The organism is Desulfosarcina cetonica JCM 12296, assembly GCF_001311845.1.
In the GTDB taxonomy this organism is placed as follows: domain Bacteria; phylum Desulfobacterota; class Desulfobacteria; order Desulfobacterales; family Desulfosarcinaceae; genus Desulfosarcina; species Desulfosarcina cetonica.
In genome coordinates this window covers 1-17134 of sequence record NZ_BBCC01000146.1, presented here as the reverse complement: position 1 = coordinate 17134, position 17134 = coordinate 1, and the positions used below count along the sequence as shown (strand labels likewise).

At 60.5% G+C, this 17134-nt stretch carries 18 protein-coding genes; 13 read left to right on the top strand and 5 right to left on the bottom strand.

All coding sequences use genetic code 11. The features are described from left to right. From aroC to JCM12296_RS24780, 6 genes are all read left to right on the top strand, one after another. A partial coding sequence (gene aroC, locus JCM12296_RS24805) for a chorismate synthase (protein WP_083456485.1) occupies positions 1-743 on the top strand: 743 nt, incomplete at its 5' end. A 4-nt stretch (positions 744-747) separates the two neighbouring features. Next, positions 748-1878, top strand: coding sequence for a pyridoxal phosphate-dependent aminotransferase (locus JCM12296_RS24800; RefSeq protein WP_054698959.1), 1131 nt, complete (start codon positions 748-750; stop codon positions 1876-1878). Continuing rightward, positions 1875-2606 carry a prephenate dehydrogenase/arogenate dehydrogenase family protein gene (locus JCM12296_RS24795; protein ID WP_054698958.1) on the top strand — a complete coding sequence of 244 codons (732 nt, stop codon included), beginning with the start codon at positions 1875-1877 and terminating at the stop codon, positions 2604-2606. Before JCM12296_RS24800 ends, JCM12296_RS24795 begins: the two co-directional genes overlap by 4 nt. After that, positions 2603-3430 carry a prephenate dehydratase gene (pheA, locus tag JCM12296_RS24790; RefSeq protein WP_054698956.1) on the top strand — a complete coding sequence of 276 codons (828 nt, stop codon included), beginning with the start codon at positions 2603-2605 and terminating at the stop codon, positions 3428-3430. Before JCM12296_RS24795 ends, pheA begins: the two co-directional genes overlap by 4 nt. A gap of 108 nt (positions 3431-3538) precedes the next feature. Then, positions 3539-3862, top strand: coding sequence for a DUF6955 family protein (locus JCM12296_RS24785; RefSeq protein WP_054698954.1), 324 nt, complete (start codon positions 3539-3541; stop codon positions 3860-3862). A 154-nt stretch (positions 3863-4016) separates the two neighbouring features. After that, a complete protein-coding gene (locus tag JCM12296_RS24780; RefSeq protein WP_246804830.1) occupies positions 4017-4595 on the top strand; it encodes a manganese efflux pump MntP in 579 nt (192 codons plus the stop codon). Between the two features lie 148 nt (positions 4596-4743). On the opposite strand, the gene JCM12296_RS45580 is transcribed toward JCM12296_RS24780, so the two are convergent. Both JCM12296_RS45580 and JCM12296_RS45575 read right to left on the bottom strand, forming a co-directional pair. Further along, complete coding sequence (locus JCM12296_RS45580) at positions 4744-5301, bottom strand: amidohydrolase family protein (RefSeq protein WP_246804832.1); 558 nt, start codon at positions 5299-5301, stop codon at positions 4744-4746. A 65-nt stretch (positions 5302-5366) separates the two neighbouring features. Beyond that, on the bottom strand, positions 5367-6077 hold the full coding sequence (locus tag JCM12296_RS45575; RefSeq protein ID WP_246804829.1) for an amidohydrolase family protein: 711 nt from the start codon (positions 6075-6077) through the stop codon (positions 5367-5369). A gap of 226 nt (positions 6078-6303) precedes the next feature. Here JCM12296_RS45575 and JCM12296_RS24770 point away from each other — a divergent pair, with 226 nt between their 5' ends. Continuing rightward, positions 6304-8676, top strand: a complete 2373-nt coding sequence (locus JCM12296_RS24770) for a nucleotidyl cyclase domain-containing protein (protein WP_054698952.1) — start codon at positions 6304-6306, stop codon at positions 8674-8676. Between the two features lie 54 nt (positions 8677-8730). On the opposite strand, the gene JCM12296_RS24765 is transcribed toward JCM12296_RS24770, so the two are convergent. After that, positions 8731-10242, bottom strand: a complete 1512-nt coding sequence (locus JCM12296_RS24765) for an OmpA family protein (RefSeq protein ID WP_172684079.1) — start codon at positions 10240-10242, stop codon at positions 8731-8733. Between the two features lie 581 nt (positions 10243-10823). On the opposite strand from JCM12296_RS24765, the gene mgtE reads away from it, so the two are divergent. From mgtE to JCM12296_RS24735, 6 genes are all read left to right on the top strand, one after another. Then, positions 10824-12047, top strand: a complete 1224-nt coding sequence (mgtE, locus tag JCM12296_RS24755; RefSeq protein ID WP_054698947.1) for a magnesium transporter — start codon at positions 10824-10826, stop codon at positions 12045-12047. Continuing rightward, positions 12047-12181, top strand: coding sequence for a magnesium transporter (locus tag JCM12296_RS48110; RefSeq protein ID WP_083456482.1), 135 nt, complete (start codon positions 12047-12049; stop codon positions 12179-12181). The genes mgtE and JCM12296_RS48110 overlap by 1 nt, the downstream gene beginning before the upstream one ends. 142 nt (positions 12182-12323) lie before the next feature. Beyond that, positions 12324-13463 (top strand): MFS transporter, encoded by a 1140-nt coding sequence (locus JCM12296_RS24750; protein WP_054698946.1) that lies wholly within the window; start codon positions 12324-12326, stop codon positions 13461-13463. Positions 13464-13540: 77 nt separating this feature from the next. Further along, the gene (locus JCM12296_RS24745; RefSeq protein ID WP_246804828.1) at positions 13541-13861 is read left to right on the top strand and encodes a DsrE family protein; all 321 of its coding nucleotides are present in this window, start codon (positions 13541-13543) and stop codon (positions 13859-13861) included. 242 nt (positions 13862-14103) lie between these two features. Further along, the gene (locus JCM12296_RS24740) at positions 14104-14757 is read left to right on the top strand and encodes a DUF4405 domain-containing protein (RefSeq protein WP_172684078.1); all 654 of its coding nucleotides are present in this window, start codon (positions 14104-14106) and stop codon (positions 14755-14757) included. A gap of 11 nt (positions 14758-14768) precedes the next feature. Next, positions 14769-14960 (top strand): hypothetical protein, encoded by a 192-nt coding sequence (locus JCM12296_RS24735; protein WP_054698941.1) that lies wholly within the window; start codon positions 14769-14771, stop codon positions 14958-14960. Here JCM12296_RS24735 and JCM12296_RS24730 read toward each other — a convergent pair. Together JCM12296_RS24730 and JCM12296_RS24725 are read right to left on the bottom strand one after the other, a co-directional pair. Then, positions 14957-15196 (bottom strand): acyl carrier protein, encoded by a 240-nt coding sequence (locus JCM12296_RS24730; protein ID WP_054698939.1) that lies wholly within the window; start codon positions 15194-15196, stop codon positions 14957-14959. The two genes, JCM12296_RS24735 and JCM12296_RS24730, sit on opposite strands and share 4 nt — an antisense overlap. Positions 15197-15260: 64 nt before the next feature. Continuing rightward, on the bottom strand, positions 15261-17134 hold a 1874-nt coding region (locus tag JCM12296_RS24725), incomplete at its 5' end, for a bifunctional acetate--CoA ligase family protein/GNAT family N-acetyltransferase (RefSeq protein ID WP_054698937.1).

Below are 17134 nucleotides of genomic sequence, written 5' to 3'. Positions count from 1 at the left end.
CCCGCGAGACCATCGGCCGGGTGGCGGCCGGTGCCGTGGCCGAAAAGATCCTGCGGCTGGCCTACGGGGTCGAGATCCTCGCCTGGGTCAGTGCGGTGAATACGATCGCCGCGGGCGACATCAACCTGCACACCATCACGCGCGAGAGGGTCGATGCCAATCTGATCCGCTGCCCGGATGTCGAGGCCGCCGCCCGCATGGAAGCACTGGTGGCCGAGGTCAAGGAGGCCAAGGACAGCGTCGGCGGCATCATCACCTGTGTCTGCCGCAACGTGCCGGCCGGCTGGGGCGAGCCGGTTTTCGACAAACTGGAAGCCCGGCTGGCCCACGCCATGCTTTCCATCCCGGCCACCAAGGGCTTCGAGATCGGGTCGGGCTTTGCCGGCACGCGCCTGCGCGGATCGGCCCACAACGATCCTTTTCGGGCGGCCGACGGCCGTCTGGGAACCGTGACCAACAACAGCGGCGGTATCCAGGGCGGGATCGCCAACGGCGAACCGATTGTCTTCCGGGTGGCCTTCAAACCCCCGGCCACCATCGGTCTGCCCCAGGAGACCGTCGATTTCGACGGCAATCCGGTGTCCCTGGAGGCCAAGGGCCGCCACGATCCTTGCGTGGTGCCGCGCGCCGTGCCCATTGTGGAGACCATGGCCGCCCTGGTCCTGGCCGATTGCGCCCTGCGCCAGAAGGCCATCATGGGGCTGCGCAACCTGCGCCAAACCCAACAACCGGCGGGGGCCTAGGCCCATGCGACTTTCCCAACGCGTCCGGGCGATCGAAGGCTCCCGGACGGCCCGCTTCATCCCCCTGATGGCCGAGATGCGCAAAAAGGGACGCTCGGTGATCAGCCTGGCCATCGGCGAGCCGGAATTCGACACCCCGCAGCCGGTGATTGCCGCCACCCAAGCCGCCCTGGCCGGGCAGCAGACCCGCTACAGCGAGATCCCCGGTTTGACCGCCCTGCGCACGGCCCTGGCCGCTCGGCTGGAAGACTGCCGGGCAGCAAACATCGTCGTGTTCAACGGATCCAAGCAGGCGCTCTATACGATTTTCCAGACCATCTGCGATCCGGGCGATCAGGTGATCATTCCGCTGCCCTGTTGGGTGAGCTTTTCCGCCCAGGTGCGTCTGGCCGGCGGCGAACCGGTCTTCGTTCCCACGCGCGATCACCAGCTGGATCTGGACGCCATCGGCGCGGCCATTGGTGAGCACACGCGGGCGATCCTGATCAACTCTCCCAACAATCCCACCGGTGCGGTCTACCCCCGGGAAGACCTGGAACGGATCGCCCGACTGGCCGTCGACCACGATCTTTATCTCGTCGCCGACGAGGCCTACGATTTCTTCGTCTACGACGGTCGCTCACCGGTATCCCTCTACGACCTGCCGGCGGTGCGCGAGCGCTTGGTCGTGACACGCAGTTTTTCCAAACATTATGCCATGACCGGCTTTCGCGTGGGCTACGCCGTGGCCCCGGCCGAGGCCGCCGCGGCCATGACCCGGCTGCACAGCCATCTGACCGGCAATGTCTGCACCTTTGCTCAGCACGGCGCCCTGGCGGCCCTCTCCATGGACGATGAGCTGTTGCGACAGCGGCGCATTGCGCTGGAACGCAAGCGTGACCTGGCCCTGGCCCAGATCGACGGTCTGTTTCCCTGCATCCGTCCCGGCGGCGCCTTCTACCTGTTTGCCGACGTGCGGGGCCACCTGGGGCCGCAGGAGACTTCCGGCGATTTCGCCGCCCGCATCCTGGAGAAGACCGGCGTGGCCATGGTGCCCGGTGAGGATTTCGGTGTGGACGGTCATGTGCGCATCTGTTTCGCGGCCCCGGAAGAAGATCTCCTGGAGGCCTTCAAGAGAATTCGCGAGGTGTTATGAGCAGTATCGGTATCATCGGTTTCGGGCGTTTCGGCGGGTTGACCGCCCGATACCTGGCCCGGGATTTCTCCGTGGTCGTCTCCACCCGCAGCGATCAGCGGGCGGCCATCGAGGCTTGCGGCGCGCGCGCGGTTTCCTTCGAGACGGCCTGCGCGCAGAAGATCGTGATTCTGTGCATGCCCATTTCGGCCATGCGCGAAACCCTCCGGCGGGTGGCACCGCTGCTTTCGCCCGATGCCCTGGTGGTGGATGTCTGCTCGGTCAAGGTCTACCCGGTGCAGTGGATGCGCGAACTGCTGCCCGAGAACGTTTCGATTCTGCCCACCCACCCCATGTTCGGGCCGGACAGCGCGGCCGACGCGCTTGTCGGACGCAAGATCGTGCTCTGCCCCGAACGCATCGATGAAGATCAATACGACCGTATCCGCCGCTGGCTGGAAAGCAAGGGGCTGGTGGTGATCCGTACGACGGCCCGGGAACATGACGAGAAGATCGCCGTGAGCCTCTCCCTGACCCACTTCATCGGCCGCAGCCTGTCGGCTTTCGGCGCCCGCGACCTGGACATCGACACCGAAGGGTACAAACGGCTCATGCACATCCTGGGCGTGGTCAGTCACGATACCTGGCAGCTTTTCGAAGACATGCACGCCTATAACCCTTATGCCAAATCAACCCGGCAGGCATTCATCGATGCCATGATCGGTATCCACGAAAGGTTAGACGGATGAAAATTGCATTCCAGGGAATCCGCGGAGCATACAGTGAAATGGCCCTGCACAGCTATTTCGGCAAGGATGTTGAATCAATGGGCTGCGATGCTTTCGACGACGTGTTTGATGCGGTGAACGGAGGCGAGGTCACCTTCGGGCTGATTCCCGTGGAAAACACCATCGCCGGTAGCGTGGTGGAAAATTACGATCTGCTCTTTGCCAATGAGGTGCTCGTCATTGCCGAGGTCTACCTGCCCATCCAGCACACCCTTTTGGCAAAGCAGGGGGCAAGACTCGCGGATATCACCCAGGCCTTTTCCCATCCCCACGCCCTCAAGCAGTGCAAGGCCTACCTCAAGTCCCAAAACATCAAAATGAGGCCCACCTATGACACTGCCGGAGCGGCCCAGGCCGTGGCCGAGGGAGACCGGATGGATTGCGCCGCGATTGCCTCGGAACTGTGCGCCGAGATCTATGACATGCAGATCCTGGCCCGCAACATCCAATCCAACACCTCCAACACGACCCGTTTTTTCGTCATCGCCAAACAGGAAAACGTCCCCAAGGATCTGGTCCCCGGCAAGACCACCGTGGCCTTCAAGACCCGCCACTATCCCGGCGCGCTGGTGGATTGTCTAAAGATTTTCCAGAAGTACAAACTCAACCTGAGCAAGCTGGAGTCCCGGCCGATCCCGGAGAATCCCTGGGAGTACGTTTTTTACGCCGCCTTCGAGGCTGGCATCGACCAGCCCGAGGTCAAATCGGCCATTGGTGAGTTGACCCTGCACGCCGTCTTCGTGAAACTTTTGGGCAGCTACCCGAAAGCGGAAAAGTGCTGGTAGCTGTGGTCGTAGTCTGCCATTGACCGGATTTTCGTTTTCGAATAAAGAACTGCATCCAGAGCGGTGTTTCAACCTTAACCGATTTGAAAACAGAGGAGGGGTGAATTCATGGCAGACTATTACATTAATGTGTTTCTGGATGACGCGAAAAAAGCCACCATTACCGCTGCCGGTTTGGCGGACAAGATCGTGACCATCGACGGGAAAGAGGCCATTCAGGTCGAGATGACAAGCAAAGAGATGAAAAAGTTGTCCAAAGGCTTCGATGGTCTGACCTGCGACGATACCAAAGCCTGTGTGCTTCCCGAAGAGGCTGAATCGAAACTGGTCGGCATCATTTCCGAAACCAAAACGCTTGACGTAATGAAGTTCGCTATCATGAAGTTGTACAACCCGCTTGCCGGAAAGGCGCCACGTTCCGCCCAGCGGTAGTTTCTGCCCCACCGCCACGCAATCTGGTGCCCTGCCAATCCGGCGGAGCACCAGATTGTTTTCATGATTATCCGGAATCGCCGATCTATCGACCCCCGCCTGAAGACGTCGATGCCAGGTGAAATCCGATCATCACGAACAGGAACCCATCGTTTTGGAGCCTATCAACACGTTGCTTTTGGCCGTGGCCCTGGCCATGGATGCATTTGCCGTCTCCATCGCCACCGGCGTGGCCTTGAAATCGGTCAGCCCGCGCCAGACGTTTCGCCTGGCCTGGCACTTCGGCCTGTTTCAGGCCATGATGCCGGTCATCGGCTGGAGCGCCGGTTTGACGGTGAGAAGTCGCATCGAGGCGTACGACCACTGGATTGCCTTTGCCCTGCTGGCCTTCGTGGCCCAGGGCATGCTGCGATCGGCGTTCAAAGGCGATCATGGCGAGGAAACCGCCAAGGATCCCACGCGTGGCATGACCATGGTGATGCTCTCCGTGGCCACCAGCATCGACGCCCTGGCCGTGGGCCTGAGCCTTTCCATGATCAACGTTTCCATCTGGACCCCGGCCCTGATCATCGGCCTGGTGGCCGGTGCCTTCACCACGGCGGGCATGCATCTGGGCAAGGTGATCGGCAAGGTGGCCATGCTGAGCCGCTGGGCCGAGATGACCGGCGGCCTCGTGCTGTTGGCCATCGGGGGCAATATCCTCTGGGAACACGGAGCGTTGAACTTTTTTTAGGGATAATCAGCCCCAATCTATGAGCGAATGTCAAATACCCAATTAAAAATGTCAAATGAAGGTATGCTGTCGATTTATAAAACCGCTTTCATCCTTCAATTGGCATTTGGATTTTGACATTTGACATTGCGCCGGCAAGCCGGCTGCGTTATCGATCAAATTCCAACCGCATGCCCGCCGGCACGGGATCCACCGCCCCTTCCATATACGCCAGATGGCCGGAAACGATCGTGGCCACGACCGTCGAGCGGAAGGTCTTTCCACTGAAGGGACTCCAACCGCAGCGGTAAAACACCGGCTGGTCATCCACGCGGGTCGGCCGGTTGAGATCCACCAGCACCAGGTCGGCCCAGTATCCCTCCCGCAAAAAACCCCTTTCGCGTACGTCGAACAGCCGTGCCGGCGCATGGGCGGTGCGCTCCACCAGTGCCTCTATGGTCAGCGCACCGTCGTGGACATGCTCCAGCAGACAGACCAGGGCATGCTGGGCCAGGGGAAGGCCCGAGGGCGCCTTGAGGTAGGGTTGCTCTTTTTCGGCCAGGGTGTGGGGCGCGTGGTCGGTGCCCACCACGTCGATGACGCCCCGGCTTAGCGCGGTCAGGAGCGCCGCCCGATCCTGCTTGGTTTTGATGGCTGGGTTGCATTTGATCAGGTTTCCCTTGGCCGGGTAATCCGCATCGGAAAAAAAGAGATGGTGAACACACACTTCGGCGGTGATGCGTTTTTCTTCCAGGGGCAGATCGGAAAACAGAGTCAGTTCCTTGGCGGTGCTCAGGTGCAGGACATGCAACCGGGTATGGCAGCGCCGGGCCAGTTCAACGGCCAGCCGGCTGGAGGCGTAACAGGCCGCTTCGCTACGGATGGACGGATGCAGCTCGACGGGAACGACATCCCCGTAGATGGCCTGAAATCGCCGTGTGTTGGCCTCGATCGTCGGCGTATCCTCGCAGTGCGTGGCCACGATGACCGGGGCGTGGGTAAAGATCTGTTCCAGGGCCACGGGATCGTCCACCAGCAGGTTTCCGGTCGAGCGCCCATGAAGACTTTGATTCCACAGGCCTGGCGGGGGTCCAGGCGTTTGATCGTCTCGATGTTGTCGTTGGCGCCGCCCAGATAAAAGCTGAAGTTGGCAAACGCGTTTTGGCTGGCGATGCGGTGCTTCTCCTCCAGGTTTTCGAGGGTGGTGGTGGGTGGGGCGGTGTTGGGCATTTCCATGAAACTGGTGATCCCGCCAGCCATCGCCGACCGGGATTCCGAGGCAATATCACCTTTATGAATCATGCCTGGCTGCCGAAAATGAACTTGGTCGTCCATCATTCCGGGAAGCAGTGCCCGCCCGTCGGCCTCGATGTGCCGGTCGGCCGATCGGCCGGAAAGGTCCGCGCCTAGCGCATGGATGCGGCCGTCGCGGATCAGGACGTCCTGAACGCGGGAGCGGCCTTCGTTGACCGTCAACGCATTGGTGATCAATAGGCGGGTCATGGATATTCTCCTGAAAGGGTGTGTTTTCAGCCCCATGGGGGTGAATGACTGGGGCTACTCTATCGGTTGCAGCGCGGCTTGTCCAGCCAGGTGATCGTCTCACCCGGTCAGGGCCGCCACGCATCGCCCGGCAGGTTAAACTTATGGACACCATTGGAACCAAATGGTAAGGGTAACAAAGGGTTGATCGTAACCCCTTTTTTCACCAGCGGATGGTAACGCGCGCGTGATTTTCGATTTTTTCAAATATCAACCCCGATTGCCCGGGCTGAAAGATTTCCCGTTGGCATCCTATTCCACGGATTTTTCGTTGGACCGGCTGGTATTGGGGGTTGACAACATCCGCTGCGATGTGCGCCTGAGTTCCGCCTTCTGCAACACCACGGCCAAGCTGGCCGCCCTTTTGATCGAGCGCGAAACCGGCATCTGGACCCGTCCCGAGAAAAACCGCCTCAGCGCCTTGGCCCGGGAGCAGGAGAATTTCCGTCAATTCTACGGCCAGATCATGACCGATGCGGTTAACAAGGCCAGGACGGCCAAGGAGATGCAGGTCGATTTCCTGGCCCAGATCGCCATCCTCAGCATGCTTCACGATGAGATCCGCCGACAGTACGATCAATTGATCAACCACTGCAAGAATGCCATCCGTCGCGCCGACCTGGTGCACTACGAGGACCCCAAGACAGCGCTCAAACTCAAGGATGACCTGGCGCACGTGCTGTCCAACCGGGAGCGCGTGCAACAGGTCGTGGGCCTGGAATTGTGCGGTTACTTCAGGGAAATTCGGGACACGGATATCCGCCAGATGCGCGAGGCGGTGTTTGGCCAGGACCTGCCGTTTCTCTTCGATCTCTTGAGCAATCCGATTGTCCACCGGGATAACCCGTTCAACGACTATTTCATGATCGAGGAGTACGATCTTTGCCTGGGCCGCCGGGTGGACGACCCGGACCGCTACGAAGTCCTGCTCAGCGTGTTGCGCAGCATCTTCGCCTTCCTGGACATGGAGGAGACGGGAACCCTCCAATGGTCCATCGATCGGCGTCGCCGGGAACTCAGCGTGGCCGACCTTCCCGGAGACGATGAAGCCAGGAAGTTCAAGTTGCAACGCATCGACCAGTGGATCCGGCATCCGGGCAACATCGATCTTTTGCTCAACCGGGAGCTGACCAAGAAACAGATCCAGGCCTTAAAGCGCCAGAAGGCCGACAAGCAAACCCTGGCGGCCTATCATTCGCGGATGAAACAGCAGGGCCTGCTGACGGGCTATTTCTATCACCAGTTTTCCCGGAGCGGCCTCATTGAGCGGGTCGTGGCCGCCTACGAGATGCAGTCCCTTTATCAGGATTACTGCCCACCGCTGGTTCCGCAACAGATGATCCAGTTCCTGATCGCGCCCAAAAGCCGTAAACTCATCCGCCGCCGTTTGAAGCGGCTGAAAAAACTGTATGGCAAAACCTTTCGGTTGTGGCCGCTAAACCGCAAGGTGGTTCAGATGGAACGGATGGGCGCCAGCCGGAAAAAAGAGTACTTAATCCGATTTCTGCGGGCTTTTTTTCGCTACCATCGGGATTTCTTTTGTTTCAATATCTATCGTCGGGCCGCCGAGCGGATCAACCTGGTGACGGATAATAAAATTCTGATGCTCTCCAAGGCCAACCACACCCTGTACGAGTTCCTGTTGCCCCACGAACAGGAGATGGGGGAAAAGCCGATCATCAACCACACGATCGTCAAGGCCGATCTGCGTGGGTCAACCGATATCACCCACCAGATGAATGCCCGGGGCCTCAACCCGGCATCCTATTTCAGCCTCAATTTCTTCGATCCGATTACTGAAGTTCTCGCCGATTATGACGCCCACAAGGTCTTCATCGAAGGGGATGCCATTATCCTGGCCATTTTCGAACGCGAGGATACCCCCAGTGGCTGGTACAGCGTGGCCCGGGCCTGCGGCCTGGCGATCAATATGCTGATGATCATCAACCGCTACAACAAGAAGAGCCAGACCTATCAGTTGCCGATTCTGGAATTGGGCATCGGCATTTGCCACCGTGCCGATGCACCGACATTCCTGTTTGACGGCGACAACCGGATCATGATTTCGCCGGCCATCAATCTGGCCGACCGGCTTTCCAGTTGCCATAAGTCGGTCCGGCGCACCATCCGTAAAAACAGCAGCCCCTTCAACCTCTTCGTGTTTCAAGGCGCCTCCGATGAGGAGATGCAGAAAACCGCCGACGATATCCTGTTGCGCTATAACATCAACGGGATCGAGCTGAATGAAGCGGGATTTCGCAAACTGGCCCAGGAGATCGACCTCAAACCGTTTTATGGTGACATCCCGGACCTCGGCCTGGAGAAGGTTCGTCTCTACACCGGGAAGTTCCCCACCAAAAGCGGCCGCTACCAGCGCCTGGTGCTGCGGGAAGCCAACGTGCCGGCGGTCAATCCCAAGGATCTCAGCCAGATTCATTTCACCCACCGCAAATACTACGAAATTTGTACCAGCCCGACACTTTACAAATTCACCAAACGTATTTTTGGTGAGGAGATCTCCTCGCGGGAAATATTTCCGGCGCAGGAAGCGATGCAATAGCCCATGGGCAAGGTGGCCATCAACCAACCGGCACCGGATTTCACCTTTTTCTTCTCACATCGGGTTCGTCCGGGGCGTAATCACGATATCGATCCGGCGGTTGATGGCCCGACCCGCTGCGGTGGTATTGGCGGCTATGGGACGGGCAGCTCCGTGCCCCACGGCGGAAATGTTGTCCGCGGGAAGGGTCTGATTTTTGATCAGGTAATCGCGAACCGCGTCGGCCCGCGCTTGTGACAGGCGCATGTTGGCCTCCGCCGATCCCGTGGCATCCGTATGGCCTTCCACGATGACCCGGGGAGAATCGAACGACCGAATGGCTTTCTGGAGTTTGCCCAGGAGACGATAGCTCGCCGGTCTGATGGTGCTTTTGCCCACCGCAAAGCGCATGCCCTTCAATCGGATCACCACCCGATCCTCCTCGCGGTGGACCTCGGCTTCCTTGCTGCTGAAATACCCCTGTACGGTCTCGAAGCACTGGGCCAGTTTCAGGCGCTGCTCGGCCGCCACGCGTTCCCGGAGCATCTGTTCCTTGGCCATCTGGTCCTGACGGCTTTTATTTTCCAGCAAGGCCATTTTTATGTTCAGGGCGTCCAGCCGCGCCTGCAGATCGGTCAGCTTGGACTGCAGGGTCTGATTCTGCTGGGAGAGAAAGCCCCGATCGTTTTTCAAGGCGTCGATGGTGCCGATGATGTTTTCCAACTGGGTTTGCGTATCCTCATCGCGCATGTCCGGCGCGCCAAGGTGGGTGGTGATGCCGTGGAGAGCGGTTTCCAGAAAAAGGGCCGCCTCTTCAGGAGCCATGGCCTTGAACCGCCTGCTCGATTGGGCCACGGCCATCAGCCGGTCGGCCTGAAAGAGGGCCTTGTCTGCACGGGCCTGAATCTCGTCGCGGGCACCGCGGTTGGCCGCAATGAACGCAGCGGCCGCGTCCAGCGCATCGACGGCCTCGGTATCGGTTTGCGGCGCCAGCCGGCGGGCACCGGCATCCCTGGCTTCGGCGAGACGGGCTTTTGCCGGACCGAGGGCCTTTGACCGGATGGCCTCGATTTCCAGTTTGCGGTAGGCGTCGATCACCTTGCCGCGGTTTTTCTCAGCATAGGCAAGGTTGTCGCGTTCGATGGCCCGGGCCAGTGCCAGGCATTGCGTCTCAACCTTCCGGTACGTCTTTGCATTTTCGGCGGCTCCGGCCTGGCGGGCCAGGTCGCGTGCTTGAGTACCTGGGCCAGGGTGTGGCGCGAGGTCGTGGCCACCACTTCGGCCTTGCGCAGGTGCGCCCGGGCCGTCATCACGGCGTTCTGGATCTCGGCGGCCGGTCGACCGTTGGCCAGCCCCGTCTGGGCTTCGGCAAGCTGCTTCCGCCTGTGCGAACCAGTCCGGCGAAAGAAGGTCAAGGCTGGCGACGCGGGTATCCGCCATGTCGGCGGCCAACGCTTTGACCGATGCCGCCGGATCGCCCGTGGGCATGCCGAGCCCGGCGGTATCGCGCGGGGTTCCGGTTGCCAGCGGCGACGCACATCCACTCATGGCGATCCCGATCAGTACCAGCAGCCTCCCATCCCCCATCCCCTCTTCCAACGGACCCATCCATGCGGCTTCATCGATTTTCCTCTCTGGTTGAGCTTTTCTTCCATGGAACATCTCGAGTGTGTGTATCCGGTCAGCAAAACAAGGAAAACGAAGTGCATCGCAATCCTACCCCATCCAGGGATTGACGATTCACTATTTCTCAAATTATCGGTAAACCCACATGCGCGTCAATCCATATCGCAATGTTCCCTGTTGCCGTGTTGACGGCGAAGGGTCAATCGCATCGAGCCTGGGGAAATTCGCTTGCTATTTGCCGCCGGTTGAATTACCTTGCCCACGCATGTTGCCCGTGGGTGACGTTCCGCCGATTCGGTTTTTGCCGGCGGCCTGCCTGTGGGATTGGATAATCAAGACGACAAAGGACTCTATTTTATGGACGATGCCGGACCTGGCAGTTGTCGCACTGCCACACAACACCGCATACCGGAACCCCACCATGGACATTCCGGCCCCATGCATGCAATGCCCTTCCGTTAACCGCTTCGCCTTCCCGTTAACCCCAGGCGCCTGACATCATGCCGGCCGGATACCGGCTGGATGACAGTAGGAGGCGCCCAATGACCCTTGCCCTTGAAATTGCCCGTTTGGCTGACTGTAGCGATGCGCAGTTGTCGCGTGAGCAGCTCGATGCCCTGAGAAGTCTGCACCCCTCGGACATTGCCGAAACCCTGGACGAGAGCGGCTGCTCGCCGTCCCAGATCGTCGAGATCCTGGTCCAGATCGGCAATCACCGATCCAGCGACGCATTCGCTCAACTGGACATCGAAACCCAGCAAGCCTGCCTGGAGGCAACCAACGCCCAGACCATGCTGCGTTTCGTGGAAAACATGGAGCCCGACGACCGGGTGGACCTGCTCAAGGCCGTGGATGACGACGTCCGCGAGGCCATCATGCCCCTTATCGCCCAGGCCGAACGCAATGATATCCGCCGGCTGTGGAAATACGAAGAGGGTACCGCCGGGGCGGTGATGACCACCGAATATGCCGTGTTGCCGCAGCACATTACCGTGTCCGAGGCCCTGGAGCAGATGCGCTTGCAGGCACCCAACAAGGAGACGATCTATACGATCCACATCACCGACGGGCAGCGGCATTTGTTGGGCATCCTCTCCCTGCGCGACCTGATCATGTCCAAGCCGCGGATCACCCTGGATACCATCATGCAGACCCGCGTGATCAGCGTGCCCCATGAGATGGCCGAGGAGGAGGTGGCCGCGGTGATCGCCAAGTATGACCTTTTGGCCGTGCCGGTGGTGGATGCGGAGAACCGGTTGTTGGGCATCATCACCGTCGATGACGTGATCGACATCATCGAGGCGGAAAGCACCGAAGACTTCCAGCGCATCTCAGCCGTGGTTCCCTTTGAGGAAGGTTATTTCAGACGCTCGCTGCCGCGGCTCTTCTGGAACCGTTTTCTCTGGCTGGCCTTATTGTTGTTCACCTCGCTGCTCTCCACCACCATCATGGAGATGAACAGCGGTGTGCTTCACCAGATGGTGGCCCTGGCCTTCTTCATTCCCATGGTGACCGGTACCTGCGGCAACGCCGGCACCCAGTCGGCCACCATGATGGTCCGCTCCCTGGCCCTGGGGGAGGTGGATCCCGGTGATTTCCTGCGGGTCTTCCGCCGGGAGCTGTTCATGGGGTTGGCCTTGGGCGTCACCCTGGGCTTGATGGCGTATTTCCGGGTCTATTTGCAGGACCGGAACGTTTTGTTGGGCTGGACCGTGGGGGCCGCCCTGTTGGCCACCCTGCTGACCGCCAACCTCACCGGCGCCTGATGCCCCTTTTGCTCAAGAAACTCAGGCTGGATCCGGCCCTGACCGCCGGTCCGTTCATCGCCACGGTGATCGATGCGGTGGGCATCACGCTCTATTTCCAGATTGCCATGTTTCTGATGAAGGCGGTCCAATGAAGGCGGATTCGTAAAAAGCGCCTCACCCCGTCTAACGGGGAAATATCCACGCCCAAGAAGTCACCCTCTTTTTGGGTGACTTCCTTAGAAGCCCACTATCGGCCTTACGCTTCATCCTTGAAGCGGGGTTGCGGGGGAGCTGATGATCGCTGAAAAGACCGTCATCCGGGGGCAGTATTTTCTGTATTTCAGCGCCATGGGTGTGTTTCTGCCGTTCTTCAACCTCTATTGCCTGAAGATCGGTTTCAGCGGTTTTCAAATCGGCAGCCTTTCCGCCGTGCGCTCCGGCGTGCTGATCGTCTTCTCGCTGTTTTGGGGCGTGCTGGCGGACCGCAAGGGGTGGCGGCGGCCCATCTATATCCTCTGCAGCTTCGCCAGCACGGCGCTTTGGGCCCTGTTTCTGTTCACCACCGATTTCGGCTTCATGCTGGCCATCACGATCCTTTACGGCGCGTTTTATGCCCCGCTGATCGCTTTTCTGGAAGCCTTCGCCATGGACGTGCTGGGCCCGACCAAGCGCCATTACGGTCAGACGCGCGTATGGGGATCGGTGGCCTTTATCGCCGTGGTGCTGGTGCTGGGCGCGCTGATCGACCGCCTGGCCGATAACCGGGTCATCGTGCTCGTACTGGTGTTTTCGGCGGCCCAGGCCCTGGCCGCCCTGGCCATGCCGCATCAACGCCGGCGGGTCATCACGCCCCTTACGGGCGCCCGCCGGCTTTTCTCGCGTCCCACGGTGGTTTTTCTCATTTGCGCTTTTCTCATGCTGGTGAGTCATGGCGCCTACTACGGCTTTTTTTCGATTCATCTGGCCGAGCTGGGCCATGGCGGCCGTTTTATCGGCCTTTGTTGGGCGGTGGCCTCCTGTGCGGAAGTGGTTGTGATGCTGGGCTCCGGCCGGCTGTTCGCCCGCTTTTCCTACCAGCGGGTATTGACCGCCGCCTTTGGTGTCGCCGCCTTGCGCTGGGCGGTGCTCTATCTCAGCCCATCGATTGTCGCCATTCTCGCCAGTCAGCTGCTGCATGCAATCACCTATGGGGCCTTTCACATGGCCGGCATTCTCTACATGGACCATCTGGCGCCCGATGGTGAGAAAACGCTGGGGCAGGTGCTGAACAATGCCGTCACCTATGGCCTGGGCCTCACGGTTGGTTTCTTTATCAGCGGGGCCCTCTATGCCCCGGGAAACAGCGCCGATCTGTTTCTCTTCAGTACTCTCGTCGCCCTTTTGGGCGGGGGGATCTTTTACGCCTTTCAGCATCACGCTTCAAACCGCCTGTGAAAGATTTGACAGATCCGCAAAACGGCAGCATCATTAATTTCAATCATTCACCCAAAACCAAAAAGGAGTTCCGCATCATGAAAGAACACGTCGTTGTTGCGCTGTCCTGTGGTACCGACAATCCCAACCGCTCCACCCGCGCCATTCATCTGGCCACCGTCGCCCATAAAGAGGGCAAGCAGACCACCTTGTTTCTGCTCGACGAGGCGGTTTACATCGCCAAGGAGGGCCTTGCCGATCACTTGCGGGCCGCCACCGGGGATGTGGCCGATGACCTGATCGCCTACCTGCAGGCCCACGAAGTGCCGATTCTGGTCTGTACCCCATGTGCCAAGCCCGCCGCATCGAGGAGAAGGACCTCATCGAAGGTGCCCGCATGGCCACTGCCGCCGAATTGATCCACCTCTCCTGCGAAGCGGCCGTGATCAGCCTGTAGTCGCGCCGCGCCTCCGGGGGCCATCGGTCCCGGGCCGCTCGGGGGCGCCAGGCCGCTCTGAGGAGAAGTCCATTTCTCAAATCCGCTGAAAAAAGTGTAACGAAACGTCGGGGGCGGGCTCCAATAGACCGAAGACATTAGATTCCCAAAATGATCCGCTGTACACATCCACCAACAACCGAAACCGTGGAGATGGCTATGCAGATGCGAAAAATCACATCCCTGACCGCCACCTTGTCGTTCATCGTCGTGCTGGCGACCAGTGTCATTTTATATATCGTGCCCCAGGGGCGGGTGGCTTACTGGGCCGACTGGCGTTTGTGGGGCCTTTCCAAGGAGCAGTGGGGAGAGATCCACATCAACGTGGGACTGTTGTTCCTGCTCGCCCTGGCCTTGCACATTTACTACAACTGGAAGCCGCTGATGGCCTACCTCAAGGACCGTGCCCGACGCATGAAGATCTTTACGCCGGCCTTCAACGTGGCCTTGGCGATTTGCGTGATCACGGTGGCGGGCACGCTTTTCACGGTGCCGCCGTTTTCCTGGGTGCTGGATCTGAATGCTTCCCTCAAGGATGCGGGTGCCGCCAAATATGGCGAGCCGCCGTATGGCCACGCCGAATTGTCGACCCTGAACGGTTTCGCCAAGAAGGTGGAACTGGATCCCCAAGCCGCCCTTGTGCGCCTGCGCGCCGCCGGGTTTCAGGCTGCCGATGGCAATCAGACCCTGCTGGCCTTGGCCACCCTTAACAAAACCACCCCCAAGGCGATCTACGCGGCCATGACCGCCGGTGAAACAAAAGCGCCGGCCGGGCCCAAGGCATTGCCCGCCACCGCCCCCCGGGTACCGGCCGCCTGAGCCTGGCGGAGATGTGCGATACCTACGCCCTGGATTCCCAGGCCCTGATCGCCGCCCTGAAATCGAGGAACATCAGCGCCGAGGCCACGGAATCGCTACGGGTCATCGCCGAGCGAAACGGCATGGGTCCGGTGGACCTGTACCAGGTCATCAAAACGGCGGCGGGTAGCCTGCCGGTTTCACGCACCGGTAGCGGCGCTTAGACGTCCTTGAGATAGGTGCGGCAGCCCCTTAGGCTGGAGAGGGCGGGGTAGTCCAGTTCGGAGATCTTGATGCCCGCCGCCTCCTCCAGCTTGAGGATGAAGCTCAGAAAATCGACGGAATCGAATTGGAACTGATCCCGGAAGGGCCGCTGTGCCTCCAGGCTTTCCAAGGGGGCCTCGGGCGCCACTTGCCGGAGCAGATCCCGTACGATGCGATCAATGTCTTCTTCGCGCATGATTCAATCCTTCTATTTTCAGACAGCCCCTGATTTTAAACAGTGCCTCATTTCAAACCGTCTCTTAAAGCGTTAGCGACACCTCCGTCACGCCCGGATCGTCCGGTACGCGGCGACGCTTGAACCCCAGGGCCTTGCACAAGGCCAGCATGGGGCGGTTGTCATTGAGGACCTCGCCGAAAATTTGCTTGATCCCCCGCCCGCGGGCATAGTCGAGAATGCGGCGCATCAGCATCGGTCCCAGGCCGAGCCCGGTTTTTTCCTTGCCCAGCAAAATGGCGAATTCGGCCCGTTCCAGATCCGGGTCGGCGCTGAAGCGCACCACGCCGAAAAGCTCGCCGTTCTTGCGGCCATGATTCTCGGTGAGCACCAGGGCCATTTCGCGGTCGTAGTCGATTTGGGTCAGACGGGCCGCCAGATTCTTGGGCAGCATCTTCATCGGATGCAGGAACCGCAGACGGACATCCTCGGGGGAAAGGCTGGCGAAGAGCCGTTGGAAGGCCGGTTCATCCTCCGGGCGGATGGGCCGCAGCAAGAGCTGTAGACCGTCGGGCAGGCGGATGGTCTGCTCCAATTCCGTCGGGTAGGGGCAGATGGCCAGGCGCTGGTTGGCCGTGCCGTCGGCCGGCTGGATGCGCAACCGCGCGTCCAGGGCCACCACCCCCTGAGGATCGCACAACAGGGGGTTGATGTCCAGTTCGGCGATCTCGGCAACGTCGCAGACCAGTTGGGAAACCTTGACCAGGGTGAAGGCGATCTCGGCCAGATCGACGGCAGGAACGCCGCGATAACCGGTCAGCAGACGATGGATGCGCGTGCTGGCGATCATCTCCCGGGCGAGGTTCATGTTCAGGGGCGGAAGGGCCAGGCAGCGATCCATGATCACTTCGGCGGCCGTGCCGCCGTGGCCGAAGAGCAGCACCGGCCCGAACTGGGGATCCACGTGCATGCCCACGATCAGCTCATGGGCATGGGCACGCTGGATCATGGGCTGGATGCTGAACCGCAGGGTGCTCACGTCCTCGATGGCCTGGCGGAAATGCTCGCGCATTCGATTCGCGCGCTGGCGCACGGCCTCGCTGGTGGTCAGGTTGAGGGCCACGCCGCCGGCATCGGACTTGTGCACGATGATGCTGGAAAGGACTTTCAATACGACCGGCCCCCCCATTTCGGCGGCGACGCGGGCCGCTTCATCGGGATTGTCGGCGGCCACGGTGGGGACCACGGGAATGCCATAGGCGGCCAGCACGGCCTTGGCCTCGGTTTCCAGCAGCCAGTCGCGTCGCTGGTTGAGGGCCGCGGCGATGATGCGTTTCACCGCGTCCCGCTCCGGCGAGAAGGTTTCGGGCATACCCGCCGGCACTTCCATGAGCATGGCCTGACTGTGCCGGTAGCGCACCATCTGCATGAATCCCCGGACCGCCTTGGTGGGCGTCTCGTAGCTGGGGATGCCCTTTTCGTGGAACATCCGCCGGGCCGCCTCGGCCGGCCCTTCGCCGATCCAGCAACTCAAAAGACCGCATCGGCGGGTGTGGCTCGGGCGCTTTTTGACGGTTTCCAGAACCGCCTGGGCGGCATCCGTGCTCGAACCGATGGCCGTGGGGCAGTTCATCACCAGTACGGCATCCACGCCCGGGTCCTCCATGATGGCGGAAAGGGCGTCGATATAGCGCTGGGGCGGGGCATCGCCGATGATGTCCACGGGGTTGCCGTGGGACCAGGTGGGCGGCAGCACCGCGTTGAGTTTCTGCAGGGTGGCTTCGGAAAGTCGCGCCAGGGTGCCTTTTTTATATTTCAGGGTATCGGTGGCCATGACCCCGATGCCGCCGCCGTTGGTCAAGAGCGCCAGACGGTCGCCGGTGATCGGTTGCAATTGCCCCAGGGTGGAGACTGCGTCGAACAGCGCCTCGAGGTCGTTGACGCGCAGGACTCCCGCCC

What these genes read in the sequence shown, in the direction of transcription:
- JCM12296_RS24800 (WP_054698959.1), top strand. Translation starts at nt 748, where the DNA reads ATGCGACTTTCCCAACGCGTCCGGGCGATCGAAGGCTCCCGGACGGCC.
- JCM12296_RS24795 (WP_054698958.1), top strand. Translation starts at nt 1,875, where the DNA reads ATGAGCAGTATCGGTATCATCGGTTTCGGGCGTTTCGGCGGGTTGACC.
- pheA (WP_054698956.1), top strand. Translation starts at nt 2,603, where the DNA reads ATGAAAATTGCATTCCAGGGAATCCGCGGAGCATACAGTGAAATGGCC.
- JCM12296_RS24785 (WP_054698954.1), top strand. Translation starts at nt 3,539, where the DNA reads ATGGCAGACTATTACATTAATGTGTTTCTGGATGACGCGAAAAAAGCC.
- JCM12296_RS45575 (WP_246804829.1), bottom strand. Translation starts at nt 6,077, where the DNA reads ATGACCCGCCTATTGATCACCAATGCGTTGACGGTCAACGAAGGCCGC.
- JCM12296_RS24765 (WP_172684079.1), bottom strand. Translation starts at nt 10,242, where the DNA reads ATGGGGGATGGGAGGCTGCTGGTACTGATCGGGATCGCCATGAGTGGA.
- mgtE (WP_054698947.1), top strand. Translation starts at nt 10,824, where the DNA reads ATGACCCTTGCCCTTGAAATTGCCCGTTTGGCTGACTGTAGCGATGCG.
- JCM12296_RS48110 (WP_083456482.1), top strand. Translation starts at nt 12,047, where the DNA reads ATGCCCCTTTTGCTCAAGAAACTCAGGCTGGATCCGGCCCTGACCGCC.
- JCM12296_RS24750 (WP_054698946.1), top strand. Translation starts at nt 12,324, where the DNA reads ATGATCGCTGAAAAGACCGTCATCCGGGGGCAGTATTTTCTGTATTTC.
- JCM12296_RS24745 (WP_246804828.1), top strand. Translation starts at nt 13,541, where the DNA reads ATGAAAGAACACGTCGTTGTTGCGCTGTCCTGTGGTACCGACAATCCC.
- JCM12296_RS24740 (WP_172684078.1), top strand. Translation starts at nt 14,104, where the DNA reads ATGCGAAAAATCACATCCCTGACCGCCACCTTGTCGTTCATCGTCGTG.
- JCM12296_RS24735 (WP_054698941.1), top strand. Translation starts at nt 14,769, where the DNA reads ATGTGCGATACCTACGCCCTGGATTCCCAGGCCCTGATCGCCGCCCTG.
- JCM12296_RS24730 (WP_054698939.1), bottom strand. Translation starts at nt 15,196, where the DNA reads ATGCGCGAAGAAGACATTGATCGCATCGTACGGGATCTGCTCCGGCAA.